11 protein-coding genes are annotated in these 13506 nt (G+C 74.2%); 7 read left to right on the top strand and 4 right to left on the bottom strand.

Annotation, left to right across the window (positions count from 1 at the left end; genetic code table 11):
• The first annotated feature begins 18 nt into the window (after positions 1–18).
• The 4 genes from O4U47_RS18905 (at position 19) to O4U47_RS18890 (ending at position 5159) form a co-directional block, all read left to right on the top strand.
• On the top strand, positions 19–279 hold the full coding sequence (locus tag O4U47_RS18905; RefSeq protein ID WP_270679225.1) for a hypothetical protein: 261 nt from the start codon (positions 19–21) through the stop codon (positions 277–279).
• The gene (locus tag O4U47_RS18900) at positions 279–1733 is read left to right on the top strand and encodes an NYN domain-containing protein (protein WP_270679224.1); all 1455 of its coding nucleotides are present in this window, start codon (positions 279–281) and stop codon (positions 1731–1733) included. Before O4U47_RS18905 ends, O4U47_RS18900 begins: the two co-directional genes overlap by 1 nt.
• A gap of 854 nt (positions 1734–2587) precedes the next feature.
• On the top strand, positions 2588–3592 hold the full coding sequence (locus tag O4U47_RS18895; protein ID WP_270679223.1) for a C40 family peptidase: 1005 nt from the start codon (positions 2588–2590) through the stop codon (positions 3590–3592).
• A gap of 538 nt (positions 3593–4130) precedes the next feature.
• A complete protein-coding gene (locus tag O4U47_RS18890) occupies positions 4131–5159 on the top strand; it encodes a C40 family peptidase (RefSeq protein ID WP_270679222.1) in 1029 nt (342 codons plus the stop codon).
• A 437-nt stretch (positions 5160–5596) separates the two neighbouring features.
• Here the strand turns inward: O4U47_RS18890 and O4U47_RS18885 are convergent, their stop codons facing one another.
• A complete protein-coding gene (locus tag O4U47_RS18885) occupies positions 5597–7396 on the bottom strand; it encodes an AMP-dependent synthetase/ligase (RefSeq protein WP_270679221.1) in 1800 nt (599 codons plus the stop codon).
• A gap of 274 nt (positions 7397–7670) precedes the next feature.
• Between O4U47_RS18885 and O4U47_RS18880 the strand changes: the two genes are divergently transcribed.
• Both O4U47_RS18880 and O4U47_RS18875 read left to right on the top strand, forming a co-directional pair.
• Positions 7671–8249, top strand: coding sequence for a hypothetical protein (locus O4U47_RS18880; protein ID WP_270679220.1), 579 nt, complete (start codon positions 7671–7673; stop codon positions 8247–8249).
• A 163-nt stretch (positions 8250–8412) separates the two neighbouring features.
• Positions 8413–9363: an ROK family glucokinase gene (locus O4U47_RS18875; protein ID WP_270679219.1), complete on the top strand. Its 951-nt coding sequence runs from the start codon at positions 8413–8415 to the stop codon at positions 9361–9363.
• A 234-nt stretch (positions 9364–9597) separates the two neighbouring features.
• On the opposite strand, the gene macS is transcribed toward O4U47_RS18875, so the two are convergent.
• The 3 genes from macS to O4U47_RS18860 are packed head-to-tail and all read right to left on the bottom strand — an operon-like array spanning position 9598 to position 12436.
• Complete coding sequence (macS, locus tag O4U47_RS18870; RefSeq protein ID WP_270679218.1) at positions 9598–10827, bottom strand: MacS family sensor histidine kinase; 1230 nt, start codon at positions 10825–10827, stop codon at positions 9598–9600.
• Between the two features lie 20 nt (positions 10828–10847).
• Positions 10848–11672 carry a hypothetical protein gene (locus O4U47_RS18865; protein WP_270679217.1) on the bottom strand — a complete coding sequence of 275 codons (825 nt, stop codon included), beginning with the start codon at positions 11670–11672 and terminating at the stop codon, positions 10848–10850.
• On the bottom strand, positions 11669–12436 hold the full coding sequence (locus tag O4U47_RS18860) for an alpha/beta hydrolase (RefSeq protein WP_270679216.1): 768 nt from the start codon (positions 12434–12436) through the stop codon (positions 11669–11671). The genes O4U47_RS18865 and O4U47_RS18860 overlap by 4 nt, the downstream gene beginning before the upstream one ends.
• 218 nt (positions 12437–12654) lie before the next feature.
• Here O4U47_RS18860 and O4U47_RS18855 point away from each other — a divergent pair, with 218 nt between their 5' ends.
• A complete protein-coding gene (locus O4U47_RS18855) occupies positions 12655–13497 on the top strand; it encodes a lysophospholipid acyltransferase family protein (RefSeq protein ID WP_270679215.1) in 843 nt (280 codons plus the stop codon).
• Positions 13498–13506: the final 9 nt, after the last annotated feature.

Raw genomic sequence — 13506 nt, 5'->3', positions numbered from 1 at the left:
AGAGGGAGGTAGGTACAGGTGAGCATCGAGGCCCCGGCCGAAGGCCGCCGCTGGCGGTGCGCCCAGTGCGGCAACCTGACCAGGTTCGACGTGGTGCGCACCGTGCGCAGCCGCGACTACGTGCACCTCGACCTGGCCGGGGAGCCCCGGGTCGAGGAGAGCCGGGTGCTGGAGGAGACCATCGAGCAGGTGCGCTGCCGCTGGTGCGGGGCGGACGACGCCGTCCAGGCGGTGGACCGTCCCGACGCCGGCGCGGCCGAGAGCGCTGCGGAGGGCTGATGGAGCCCGCCGACACCCCTGACGACGTGCCCGGCCCGGCCCCCGGCGGCGCGGAGGGCGGCGCGGCGGGCGGCGCGTCCGACGAGCGGCCCGGGGAGCCGGACGGCGCGGACGACGCGGGCGGTGCGGACGGCTCGGATGGTCCGGACGGCTCGGGGGAGCACCGTCCGCTGCCGGAGGCCGTGCGCGCCCGGGTGGTCGAGTACGGCTCGGACGTGCTCGGCGGCATGCGCGCGGCCGAGCTGCCCGCGGCGCTGCGCCGGGTGGCCAAGTTCGAGCCGCGCCGCCGCGCCCGCTTGGCCGGTCCGCAGATCGCCGCCCAGCTCGAGACCGATGCCGGCTTCCGGGCGCTGGTCGCCGCCCGGCTGGAGCAGGTCTGGCCCGAGCTGGCCGAGGGGCTGCGGCAGGGGGTCCTCCCGCCGGCCGCCGACCCGGTGGCGGTGGGGGCCGCGGCCTACCTGGTCCGCCCCGAGGGGTGGGAGCGGATCGTCGACCGCGTCGCCGGGGAGCTGGAGCGCCGGGAGAGCGCCCGGGAGGCCGACGAGGCCGCCGAGGCCCTGGCCGACCTGCGGGCGAAGCTCGACGAGGCGCGCGCCGAGCACCGCGAGGAGGTGCACCGGTTCCGCAAGGAGCTGCGCGAGCAGCGCAGCACCATCGCCGACCTGCGCCGCCGGGTGCACACCGAGCGCAAGCGGGCCCGGGAGGCCGAGGAGCGGGCCGCCCGGGCGGTGGCCGAGGCCGAGGACAGCACCAGGCTCTCCTCCTCCCAGGTGGGGGCGGTCGAGGCGGAGAACCGGCGGCTCAAGGCGCGGCTGGAGGCGGCCGAGGGGCAGGTGGAGGCGGCGCGCCGGGCGGCCCGGGCGGGGCGCAGCGCCGACGACGCGCGGCTGCGGGTGCTGCTGGACGTGCTCGTGGACGCCGCGCACGGGCTCCGCCGCGAGCTGGCGCTGCCCAGCTCCATCGCCACCCCGGCCGACCTGGTCGCCGACGACCGGGCGGAGCAGCGGCGCGCCGTGCCGGACGTGGGGGCGGCCGCCGACGACCCGGCGCTGATCGACCGGCTGCTGGAGCTGCCGCGGATGCACCTGCTGGTGGACGGCTACAACGTGACCAAGACCGGTTACCCGGAGCTGCCGCTGGCCGACCAGCGGGCGCGGCTGCTGACCGCGCTGGAGGGGTTGGCCAGCCGCACCAAGGCCGAGATCACCTGCGTGTTCGACGGCGCGGACGTGGAGGCCCCGGCGCAGCAGGGGCAGCGCCGGGTGCGGCTGCTGTTCAGCGAGCCGGGGGAGACCGCGGACGAGCTCATCGTCCACCTGGTGCGGACCGAGCCGCCGGGGCGGCCGCTGTCGGTGGTCACGGCGGACAAGGAGATCATCGCCGCGGTGCGCGGGGAGGGGGCGCGCCCCGTGCCGTCGTCCCTGCTCCTGCGCCGCCTCGACCCGGGCCGGTAACGAGCGGTCCCCGTCCGGGGTGAGCGGCGCCGGGTCGGGGGCCGCGGGCTGTGCGGGGCCGGCGAGCGGCAAAGGCAAAGGAAAGCCGCCTTTGCCGCGGCGCGTTGTCGGTCGGCGGGCGTGCGGCCGGTCATCCTCGTCGGCACCGACGGCGGACCCGGGGCGGTTCCCCGGCCCTGCCGCCGGATGTCAGGTCGCTCTCGGTCCGGGCGGGCAGCGCGGCGGCAACACGGGTGAACGCCTCTCACGGCGGCGCCGTCGTGTCGACCGCACCGGCCCGGTCCGGTGAGATGACACCCTTCCCGCGGACGCGGCCGCGGGAGTGCTCATTCTGGGTGGCGGTGTCGCCACCCTGGGTGCGGAAATGCGGCGATTTCACCGCACGGGACGCGCTCAGCCCTTCCATCGGGGGTGGTGTGCGGCGCATCCGGGAGGCGGAACCCTAGCGGTCTTGAAGGGTGCTCGACCCGCGCGTGACGCACCTGTGACCAAGTCGGAGCCGGGGCGCCGAAGCCGTACTGGGCAGGAGGAACGGCGCTGGGGCGGGTGTGGGGCGCCGTTACTGTTTCGTTGTTGTGGTTGAGGCGGGTAAAGCGGTCCGCTAGTTTTTCCCAGGAGCTTGAACGCCCCGTGCGCCTCGGCGCCGGTGCCGCCCGCCGGGCGGCGCCCGCCGGGCCCGGGGTTCCCCGTAACCCCATGGGAGCGAGCGGTCGTGCTGCCGTGTCGCCCGGCCCCGAGCCGTGGCGGTGACCGCGGTACCCCGCTCCCCGGCCACGCGCGCGAGGCCGGGGCCCGGCCCTCGTCCCCCGTCCCAGGCCCCCGAGGGGCCCGACCAGCAAGGAGCGTGGACCGCCATGGCGAACAACGGTGGTCGGCGCACGGCCCGCCGGGTAGCGACCGGTCTCGGGGTCGTGGCGGCCGGCAGTCTGATCGCGTCCGCCGGGACCGGTGTGGCCAGCGCCGAGCCGGAGCAGAGCCGTGAGGACGTCCAGAAGAAGCTGGACGAGCTCAACGAAGAGGCCGGCAAGATCGTCGACGAGTACAACGAGGCCAACGAGGAATACAAGGCGGCCAAGGCCAAGGCCGACGAGCTCGATGAGCAGGTCGGCGAGGAGAAGGACCGCTACGAGGAGCTCAAGGAGGAGGCGTCGCAGATCGCCAGCGCCGTCTACCAGGGTGGAGACCTCGACTCCAAATCGTTCGCGCTGACCGTCGAGGACCCCGAGGACCTGATGGACCAGGCCGCGGACGTCGGGAAGCTCTCCGACAACCAGAAGGCCAAGCTCGACGAGTTCAGCGACTCCAATGAGCGCCTCTTCAAGCTCAAGGACGAGGCGGACTCCGCCCTTGAGGAGGCCAAGGACAAGAAGGGCGAGGCCGAGGACAAGAAGGACGAGGTCGAGGAGAAGATCTCCGAGCAGGAGGACCTCCTCGCCGAGTTCCCGGAGGCCGACGCGGCCCCCGACGGTGGCGGTGCCACCGGCTCCGACGCCGCCAACAACGGTTCGGGCAACGCCCGGGCCGCACTGGACTTCGCGCTCGCCCAGGTCGGCAAGCCCTACATCTACGGCGCCGCCGGCCCTGACGGCTACGACTGCTCCGGCCTGGTCATGCGGTCCTGGGGGGCGGCCGGCGTGAGCCTGCCGCGCACCACCTACGGCCAGGCCGAGGCGGGTGCCCGGGTCAGCCGCGACCAGCTGCAGCCGGGGGACATCCTGTTCTTCAGTGGCCTGGGGCACGACGGGCTGTACCTGGGCAACGGCCAGATGGTGCACGCCCCGCGCACCGGCAAGAACATCGAGGTCGTCCCGTTGGCGGGGTACTGGGAGGGGCAGTTCATGTACGGCGTCCGGGTCTGAACCGGCCAGGTTCTGCCCGTGTGGGGCCCGGCCGCCGCCGCTGACGCGGGGACGGGTCCGGCGCCGGGTCCGGCGCTCTGCCCGTTCCGGCCCCGGCTACCTCCGTTGACGTGGGGTTTCGGACCCCTCCGACGACACAGCGAGCTCTGTGCTCCGCCCGCGCCGCCCCCGAGCGGCGCGGGCGGAAGCGACCGTTTCGGCGATTTCGGTCACTCCGGAATTCCATCCCGAAGGTAACGAAACGGTTGAGAACGTGGCGGGGATGCACTACTGTTCCACGCCGAGCCGGATCGTTCCTCTCGCCGCCATCCGGGCGGCGACGGTCCGGAGCCGCCGAACTCCGCCGCCGGCGGCGCACCGCGCCCGGTGGAGCGGAGACCGGAGCACCGCGCACGGCGACCGACCTCCCGAAGCGGCCCCCCGCCGCACCGGCGTCAGCGCGGATGAGAACCCCCGACCCCCGGGCAGTGCGGCACCGACCCGACCGTGCGCGCGCCCCTCCGGTAGGCGGACCTCGGGAGAAAGGTGGGCCACCACCGTGCACGAACCACGCGAGCGCGGCTCCAACCGGCGCCGTCTGGCGGCCGCGGGCTTCGTCGCCGCGGGCGCCCTTCTCGCCTCGACCGCCCTGTCCGGGACGGCGTCGGCCGACCCCAGCGCCGACGACGTGCGCGACCGCATCGAGGAGCTGGAGAAGGAGTACTCCGAGCAGGCGGAGGCCTACAACCAGGCCAAGCAGGACCACGACGCCGCCCAGGAGAAGCTCGAGGACATCAAGGCCGACAAGAAGGAGGCCGAGAAGGAGCTGGAGGACATGCAGTCCGGCGTCCGCTCCCTCGCCACCGCGGCCTACAGCGGCGACGACTTCTCCTCGCTGCCCTACCTGGCGACCTCCTCGGGCCCTGAGGAGGCCCTGCGCCAGGCCTCCGACATGGGCTACCTCTCGCAGAGCCAGCAGGACCGGCTGGACAACTACGTCGAGAAGAAGAACAAGCTCGAGCGGATCGAGAACGAGGCCGACGAGACCGAGTCCGACGCCGAGGAGCGCTTGGAGGACGCGGAGGAGGCCAAGGACAACGCCGAGGAGAAGATCCAGGAGCAGCAGGACCTGCTCGACGAGCTGACCGCCGAGGAGCGCGCCGCGGCGACCGAGGGCGTCGACGGCGGCGGGGACTCCTCCGGCGGCGGCGCGTCCGCACCGCAGGGCAACGGCAACGCCCAGGCCGCGATCAACTTCATCTACGCCCAGATCGGCGACTCCTACAGCCTGGGCGCCAACGGCCCGGACGTGTGGGACTGCTCCAGCCTGGTGCAGGCCGCCTGGCGCGAGGCCGGGGTCAACCTGCCGCGCACCACCTACGACCAGGTGAACGCCGGCACGAGCGTGTCCTGGGACCAGATGCAGCCCGGTGACCTGATCTTCTTCTACGACGGTCCGGACCACGTGGGCATGTACGTGGGCGGCGGCAAGATGGTGCACGCCTCCAACCCGTCCAAGCCGGTGGCCGAGGTTCAGCTGAACTCCTACTACCAGCAGAACTTCCACTCCGCCGTGCGCGTGGGCTAGGCGCGGCGAACGCGCGGACGGAGGGCCGCGGCACCCCGAGGGGCGCCGCGGCCCTCCGGCATCGGTCGCGTTCCTCCGGGGCGTGATTCCCGACCGGCCGGGCCGAGGCGGTGGGCGCGGCCGGCGCGGTACCGAGGACGGCCCCGACTCCGGGGGTGACCGGTGTCCCGAACCCGAGCGGACGCCATCCCGGCATTGCGGGCGGAGCGCCTCAGAGCGCCTCAAAGCGCCGTAGAGGCGTCGGCGCCCCGACGACGGCCCGGAACCCCAGGCGGGCCCTCCGGAGGCCGTGCCCGCGGAGTGGGCCGCCCTGGGCGCTCCCGGCCGTCCGGCGGCGAGAGGGAGGCGGTCGCCTCGATCAACGAGGGGAGGGGCCGGGCGCTGTGCGCCCGGCCCCTCCCCTCAGGCCTCCCGGCCGCCGTCGGCCGTTCCCGGGGTCACCCCTCGGTGTAGAGCGCCTCGATCTCCTCGGAGAACTGCTGGGTGATCACGTGCCGCTTGATCTTCAGCGAGGCGGTCATCTGCCCGCCCTCCTCGGAGAAGTCCATCGGCAGGATCGTGAACTTGCGCACCGACTCCGCGCGCGAGACCGCCTTGTTGGCGTCGTCCACCGCGTTCTGCACCTCTGCGACCAGGTCCGGGTCGTCCACCAGGTCCGGGACGCCGCCGTTCTTGCCGTTCTGCTTCTTCCAGAACTCGAAGGCCTCGGGGTCGATGGTGATCAGGGCGGAGACGAACTTGCGGTTGTCCCCGAGCACCATGCACTGGCTGACGATGGCGTGGCCGCGGATGCGGTCCTCGATCACCGCGGGGGCGACGTTCTTGCCGCCGGCGGTCACGATGATCTCCTTCTTGCGGCCGGTGATGCTCAGGTAGCCGTCCGAGTCGAGGGAGCCCAGGTCGCCGGTGCGGTACCAGCCCTCCTCGTCGAAGGCGTCCTTGGTGGCGGCCTCGTTGTTCCAGTAGCCGCGCATGATGTGGTCGCCCTTGCAGAGCACCTCGCCGTCCTCGCCGATGCGGATGGACACCCCGGGGAACGGCGCGCCGACGGTGCCGATCTTGTTCAGGCTCGGGGTGTTCACGGCGGTGGGCGCGGAGGTCTCGGTCAGGCCGTAGCCCTCGATGATGGTCAGGCCCACGCCCCGGAAGAAGTGCCCCAGGCGCTCGCCCAGGGCCGACCCGCCGGAGACGGCGTAGCTGGCCTGGCCGCCGACCGCCGCCAGGATCTTGCCGTAGACGAGCCGGGCGAACAGCGCGTGCCGCAGGCGCAGCCCCAGCGGGACGCGCCCGGTGCTCAGCGCGCGGCTGTAGGCGACGGCGGTCTCGGCGGCGGCGTTGAAGATCTTGCCGCGGCCCTCGGCCGTGGCCTTCTGCTCGGCCTTGTTGAAGACCTTCTCGAACACGCGCGGCACGGCCAGCAGGAAGGTCGGCTTGTACACGCCGAGGGCGTCGATCAGCTCGGGGCCGGTACTGGGGAAGTGCCCCAGGATGGTCTTGGACTCGATGCAGCCGATCTGGATGATGCGGGCGAAGGAGTGCGCCAGCGGCAGGAAGAGCAGCGTGGAGCGGCCCTCCAGGGTGAAGACCTCCTCCAGCGGGCCCTGGATGACGTTGAGGATGGTGAAGAGCAGGTTGCGGTGGGTCAGCTCGCAGCCCTTCGGGCGACCGGTGGTGCCCGAGGTGTAGATGAGGGTGGCGAGCTCGTCCACGCCGCCCGCGGTGCGGCGCTCCTCGACGGCCGACTCCTCGACGTCGGCGCCGGTGGCGAGGAAGCGGTCCATGCCGCCGTCCTCGATCACCCACACGTGGGCCAGCTCCGGCAGCTCCTTGCGCACGGCCTCCACCCGGGCGGCGTGCTCGGCGGTCTCGACGAGGACGGCCTTGCTGCCCGAGTCGCCGAGGATCCACTGGACCTGCTCCTCGGAGGAGGACTCGTAGATCGGGACGGTGACGGCGCCGACCGACCAGGCCGCGTAGTCGGCGGCGGTCCACTCGTAGCGCGTGCGGGCCATCAGTCCGACGCGGTCGCCGTGCTCGATGCCTGCGGCGATCAGCGCCTTGGCGATGGCCACGACGTCGTCGCGGAAGGCCTTGCAGGTGACGTCGCGCCACTGGCCCGACTCCTGGCGGCGGAGCGCGACGGCGGTGGGCTCCTGTTCGGCGCGCGCGAACACGGTATCGGGCAGGCGCGCGTCCGAGGAGATCTCTGCCTTGACGGGTCGGCTGAATTCGCGCACGTGCGGCTCCTGGACAGACGGGGTCGGCGAGGGGACGTGACGACGGTAACAAGTTCGGCTACTCGTCGGTAGAACCGGTTCCAGGTTCGGTATCGGATGGTGACCGAACAGGGCCGATCCCGCTCCCCAGGCGGGCATTATCCCCTGGACGGGGGCGGGCGTCCCTGAAACGGCTCGGGGTTTCCCCCGGTTCCCGGCCGCCCGGCGGCCGCACCCGCGCGCGGGCGGCTACCGTGGTCGGTGAGTCCGGCTAGACGAGCAGGGGTGGGCGACCATGGCACAGTCCGACGGCGAGGCGCGCGCGAACGGCCGGGAGGACGGCGCGGCCGAGGAGCGCACAGACGGCGGGGCCCCGGCCGCCGGGCGCGGCGCGGCGCCCGGGGCGGCCCCGCGGGACCGCGAGCCCGCCCGGGGCGGCGACGGCCGCGAGGCCGGACCTTCGGCGGACCTCATCGACGACGCGATCCGGCTGGTGGACTCCCTCCAGCGCAAGCTGATCATCGCCGGCGTGCGCAAGGGCGTGTCCACCGTCGCCTCCCCGCCGCCGCGCACCGGCGACGTGTGGGAGCAGGCGATCCGCGAGGAGCAGGCCCCGCCGGAGCCCGCGCTGGACCGGCTGGCGGGCGTGGTGCGCACGGCGGCGCCCGAGGTCGCGGGGCACCTGGGCCGCGCCGGGGCCGCGCTGTTCGGGGCGGTGCAGGAGAGCTGGCGGATCGCGGGCGACGAGTTCGAGCGCCAGCGCCGCGAGCGCGAGGAGCGCGAGGCCCGGGAGCGCCGGGAGCGGGAGGCGCGCGAGGAGCGCGGGCCACAGGCCGCGCGCGGCCGCGAGATCACCGAGGGCGGGGAGGGGTAGACCCTCACCGGGCGATGCGGCCCTGGAGAAGGCCGGCGCCCGACGGGGTCCGTTCCGGTGGCCGCCCCGGATTACCGGGGGCTGGTGGAACCGAGTGGTCCAAACCTTTGGTTTACTCCATTCGGCCCACCGTCCGTCCCGGCACACGCGAGGAGCACACCCCATGGCGTTGACCATCGGCGTCGACATCGGCGGCACGAAGATCGCCGCGGGCACCGTCGACCCTGAGGGGCGCATCCTGCGCCGCGCCAAGGCGCCCACGCCCCGCGGGGACGGGGAGCAGCTGGCCGAGGCGGTGGCCGGGCTCGTGCGGGAGCTGCGCGAGGGCGAGGACGCGGCGCCCGCGGCGGTCGGCGTGGGAACGGCGGGCTTCGTCGACGAGACGCGCTCGCGGATCGTGCTCGCGGGCAACCTGGGACTGGCCGACGACCCCGTACGGGACCGCATCGCCCGCCGCGTCGACCTTCCCGTGGTCGTGGAGAACGACGCCAACGCCGCCGCATGGGCCGAGTTCCGCTTCGGCGCTGGTCGGGGCTGCCGCGACGCCGTGGTCGTCACCCTGGGCACCGGGGTCGGCGGCGCGCTGATCGTCGACGGGGAGCTTCGGCGCGGCCGCTTCGGCGCGGCCGGGGAGATCGGCCACTACCGGATGGTGCCGTTCGGCCGCCGGTGCGCCTGCGGCAACCAGGGGTGCTGGGAGCAGTACGCCAGCGGGAGCGCGCTGGTCGCCGAGGCGCGTGCGCTGGCGGCGGCGGAGCCGAAGGAGGCCGCACGCCTGCTGGAGGCGGCGGGCGGCGACCCGGAGGCCGTCGAGGGGCCGGAGGTGACCCGCGCGGCCCAGGAGGGCGACCCGGCGGCCCTGCGGTGCTTCGCCGCGGTGGGGGAGTGGGTCGGCCAAGGGCTGGCGGACCTGGCCGCCATCCTGGACCCGGAGTGCTTCGTCGTCGGCGGGGGAGTGTCGGCTGCGGGCGAGATCCTGCTGGAACCGGCGCGCGCGGCCTACGCACGGGCCGTCACGGGCCGGGCGACCCGCAGGCTGGCCGAGATCCGCCTGGCCGAACTGGGCGGAGAACCGGCGGGCATCATCGGCGCGGCCGACCTGGCCCTGAGGTAGGGCGAAGGGGCGGCGACGACCGAGGCCGACGGCAGTTCCAGGAGCGCTGTCGACCACCGGGCGTATACGCCGTCGCCGCCACGGGCCGGCAGGCACCCCGCTCATGGGCCCCGGCCGTCCATCACGCCGCCGGAGTTCCAGGAAGAAGGCGCCGACGACGCTGTCCTTCGTCGCCGCCGCTCCGACCCATTCGAGGCCGTGGGGACGGAGGCGGCGACGGGGACGATCCGGCGGTCACTCCTGCCCGCGGACCGGGATCCTCATCTCGATCTCCGTGCCCTCGCCCGGGGCGGTGATCACCTCCGTCGTTCCGCCCAGGTCCCGGATGCGGCCGCGGATCGACTGGGACATCCCCAGCCTCCCCTGTTCGCGGGCCTCCTCCGGGCGGTCGGCGGGCATCCCCGGGCCGTCGTCGCGGACGGTCACCGCGACCTCGCCGCCCTCGTCCTCCAGCAGCAGCCACACCCGGGTCCCCTCCGGGCAGTGCCGGTCGACGTTGGCCAGCGCGGCCTCCACGGCCGCGCGGATCTCGGACACCGCGTGCGCGGGCATGCGCACCGGGTCGGCCGGTCCCGCGAACGTCACCCGGGACGACGCCAACTCCGCCAGAGCCATGTGCAGGTCGGCGGCGGGGGAGGGGCCGCCCCGCGGAGAAGAGGAAGGGGAAGGGGAGGAGGGGGTGGGGCGGGAGGAGCCCGACGTCACGGGCGGACGCCCGCCGCCCCCGGCCCCCTCGCCGCGCGCGGCCGACGGGCCGCTGCCGACCAGGGTGCGCAGGCGCACCTCCTGCTCGCCCGCCAGGCGCCCCAACTCCCCCGCCTCGCCGCCGAGTTCCTCGCCGCGGCGCCGCACCATCGCCAGCACCTGGAGCACCGAGTCGTGGATCGACCGCGCCAGCCGCTCCCGCTCGGCGGTGCGCGCCTCGATCTCCACCGCCTCGGCCAGGCGCCGCTCGGCCTGCAGCGCGTAGTGCGCCAGGTAGCCCATCGAGTACCCGGCCAGCAGGAGCAGCACCACCCCGCGCGGCACCGCCGCCGTGATCTCCAGGCCCAGCGACACCCGCATCGCGATGTCCACCACCCCGTGCCCCAGCGCCACGCACAGCGCCCACCGGCGGCCGCCCACCACCGCCGCCGCCAGGGCCGCCCCCGCGAACCAGGTCGACGTGAGCGGCGGGGCGTGGCGCAGATAGACCGGCTCCACCACCAGGGCGGTCGAGGCCAGGCAGGCGAAGGCGACCACCGCGTCCGCGGCCGCCAGCACCCGCTCGTCCATGCGCCCGCGCCCGCGGCCGTAGGCCCACACGGTGAACACCGTCCAGCCCGCCATCACCACCAGCACCGCCGCCGCGCCCAGCGGGTGGGCGAGCAGCCGGTGGGCGCCGACGACCTGGTAGACGGCGTAGGCCAGGGAGGCGGCGCGGAAGACCGCGATCGTCCGCCACAGGGGGACTTCGAAACCCATGAACGCGTCCGGGCGCCGGCCTAGACGACCGCGCCGTCGTCGGGGCCGTTGTCGCCGGAGGCGCGGTCGCCCATCCGCACCACGAGCACCACGAACCCGGCGATGAAGGCCGCCACCGCGCAGAACGCCAGCCACCCGGGCCGCGTGCCCATCAGCATCGACACCAGCAGCACCGCCGGGCCGCCGAACAGCCCGCCCCAGGCCAGGCGGCCGAGCATGTCGCCGCGGGGCAGCGGGGGCGGGGGCGGCGGAACGAAGTGGTCCCCGTCGTCCTCGGCGGCGCGGCCGCCGCGCCGCTCGGCGGCGTCCTCGTCCTCGTCCTCGTCGTCGGCGATCGGGGAGGGGGCGGTGTCCTCGGCGGCCGGGTCGGTGGCCCCCGCCCGGCCGGTGCGCCGCGGGGCGACGTTCTCGGCGTCCGGCCAGGCCGGCGGCCCGTCGTCGCCCTCCGTCCCGGACTCGTAGAAGCGCGCCACCAGGTCGGCCCAGACGTCGTCCTCGTCCCGGGCGCCCCCCGACTCGGCCTCCGCTCCGCCGGCGCGGTCCCCGGCCTCCGCGGCCGGTCCGGCGGCGCCCCGGTCGGCGGCGTCCTCCTCCAGGTCGGGGAGTTCGGCGCGGAGCACCTGCTCGGCCGCCTCCCGCTCGCGCTCGTCCACGTACAGGTGGTCGGTGGCGGTGGCCCCCGCCTCCGGGGAGGCGTCGGGCACCCCCGCGTCCAGGCGGATCGCGTAGGCGGCGATCCCCGCCCGCCCGAGCGCCTCCAGCATCAGGTCGGCCGAGGCCGGAGGAAGGAGGATGAGCGGCACATAGGCGTCCGCGAGCAGTCCGTTGCCGCGGCGATGCGTCATCGCTGTCGTCCTTCCCCGCTTCTGCTGTGCTCGCGCACGAAGCCGAGGCTGCCCTCGAAGATCGCGGCGGCATCGTTGTCCAGGGTGGCGACATGGTAGCTGTCGCCCAGCGAGCGGACGGCCACCGTGGTGTTGACCGCCTTACTCGTGAGGATACGCAGACTCTGCGGCCCGATGACATGATCTTCCGGACTTCGGTAGGCCAGAACCGGCGCACGCAGCGCGGGCATGCCCCTGCGGACCGCGCGCCACAGCCTCGGGAGTGTCGCGGCCGCCGCGGTGGGCACCCGGTCGTACCCCACCTCGTGCGCCCCGGGCCGCTTGATGTCGTCGGCCAGCCCGGCCGTGGACGGCACCAGGCCCTTGATCAGCGGCGCCACCAGCAGCAGCGGGTTCTCCAGCGCCAGCGAGGGGTTCACCAGCACCACCCCCGCGACCGCGCCGGGGTGCTCCTGGGCCAGCCGCAGCGCCAGGCACCCGCCCATGGACATGCCCATGACGAAGACCTCGTCGCAGCGCCCGCGCAGGTCCTCCAGCGCCCGCTCGACCTCCGCGAACCACTGGTCGGAGGTGGTGAGGTTCATCTCCTGCCAGGTGGTCCCGTGGCCGGGCAGCAAGGGCACCTCGACCGTGAGGCCCGCCTGCGCCAGGTGCTCGGCCCAGGGGCGCATCGACTGGGGGGAACCGGTGAACCCGTGGCACAGTAGGACGCCCGTGGGGCCCCCGTGTGCGCTGTAGGGTTCGGCGCCGGGCAGCAGCGGCATGGGACGCTCCTCGGGCGGGCGGTCGGGACGTCGGGCGCGGATTACGAAGTTAACCCGCGCGCGGGCCTTCCGGTACCCCGGGGTCCATACGGCGGCGGGACCTGCATTGGTAGTCGGTCCCGACCAATGCGAAGATGGCCAGGATTGTTCGTGGAAGCGGGAAGGCGATCGTGGCACGCGTGTCCGGACACCGCCCGCGGGTGCGGGGGTGAGTCTCGGTGTTCTACTGGGTTGTGAAGGCGATTCTGGGCCCGGTGCTGGCGGTGCTGTGGCAACCGCGCGCCGAGGGCGTCGAGAACGTGCCGCGCACCGGTCCGGCGATCATGGTGAGCAACCACCTGTCGTTCTCGGACCACTTCTTCGGCCCGCTGCCGCTGCCGCGCAAGATCACGTTCCTGGCGAAGGCCGAGTACTTCACCGGGACCGGCCCCAAGGGGCTGATCAGTCGGCTGTTCTTCACCGGGGTGGGGCAGATCCCCATCGACCGGTCGGGCGGCAAGGCGAGCGAGGGCGCGCTCCGCACCGGGCTGCGGGTGCTCAAGCAGGGCAAGCTGCTGGGCATCTACCCGGAGGGCACGCGCTCGCCCGACGGCCGCCTGTACCGGGGCCGCACCGGTGTGGCGCGCCTGGCCCTGGAGTCGCGCGCCCCGGTCGTGCCGATGGCGATGATCAACGTCGACAAGATCATGCCGCCCGGGCGCACCGTGCCCAAGCTCGGCATCCGGCCCAAGGTCGTCTTCGGTGAGCCGCTGGACTTCTCCCGCTACTACGGCATGGAGAAGGACCCCCGCGTTCTGCGCGCGGTGACCGACGAGATCATGTACGCCCTGCTGTCCCTCTCCGGCCAGGAGTACGTGGACCGCTACGCCCAGTCGGTCAAGCGCGAGCTGGAGCAGGCGGCCAAGGAGGAGCGCAAGGAGCAGCACGCCGACGCCAAGGAGCGCAAGCGCGTCGAGCGGGCCAAGCGCAAGGCCGAGAAGAAGGCCCTCAAGGAGGAGAGGAAGGCCGCCCGCCAGGCCGAGAAGGACGAGCGGTCCGAGGAGGCCACCGAGGCCGGCTGACCTCCGTCG

Origin of the sequence: Nocardiopsis suaedae (assembly GCF_027706745.1) — a bacterium.
GTDB classification, from domain to species: Bacteria; Actinomycetota; Actinomycetes; order Streptosporangiales; family Streptosporangiaceae; genus Nocardiopsis_A; species Nocardiopsis_A suaedae.
The sequence above is the reverse complement of the archived record's forward strand: the minus strand, read 5'-3'. Positions and strand labels throughout refer to the sequence as shown.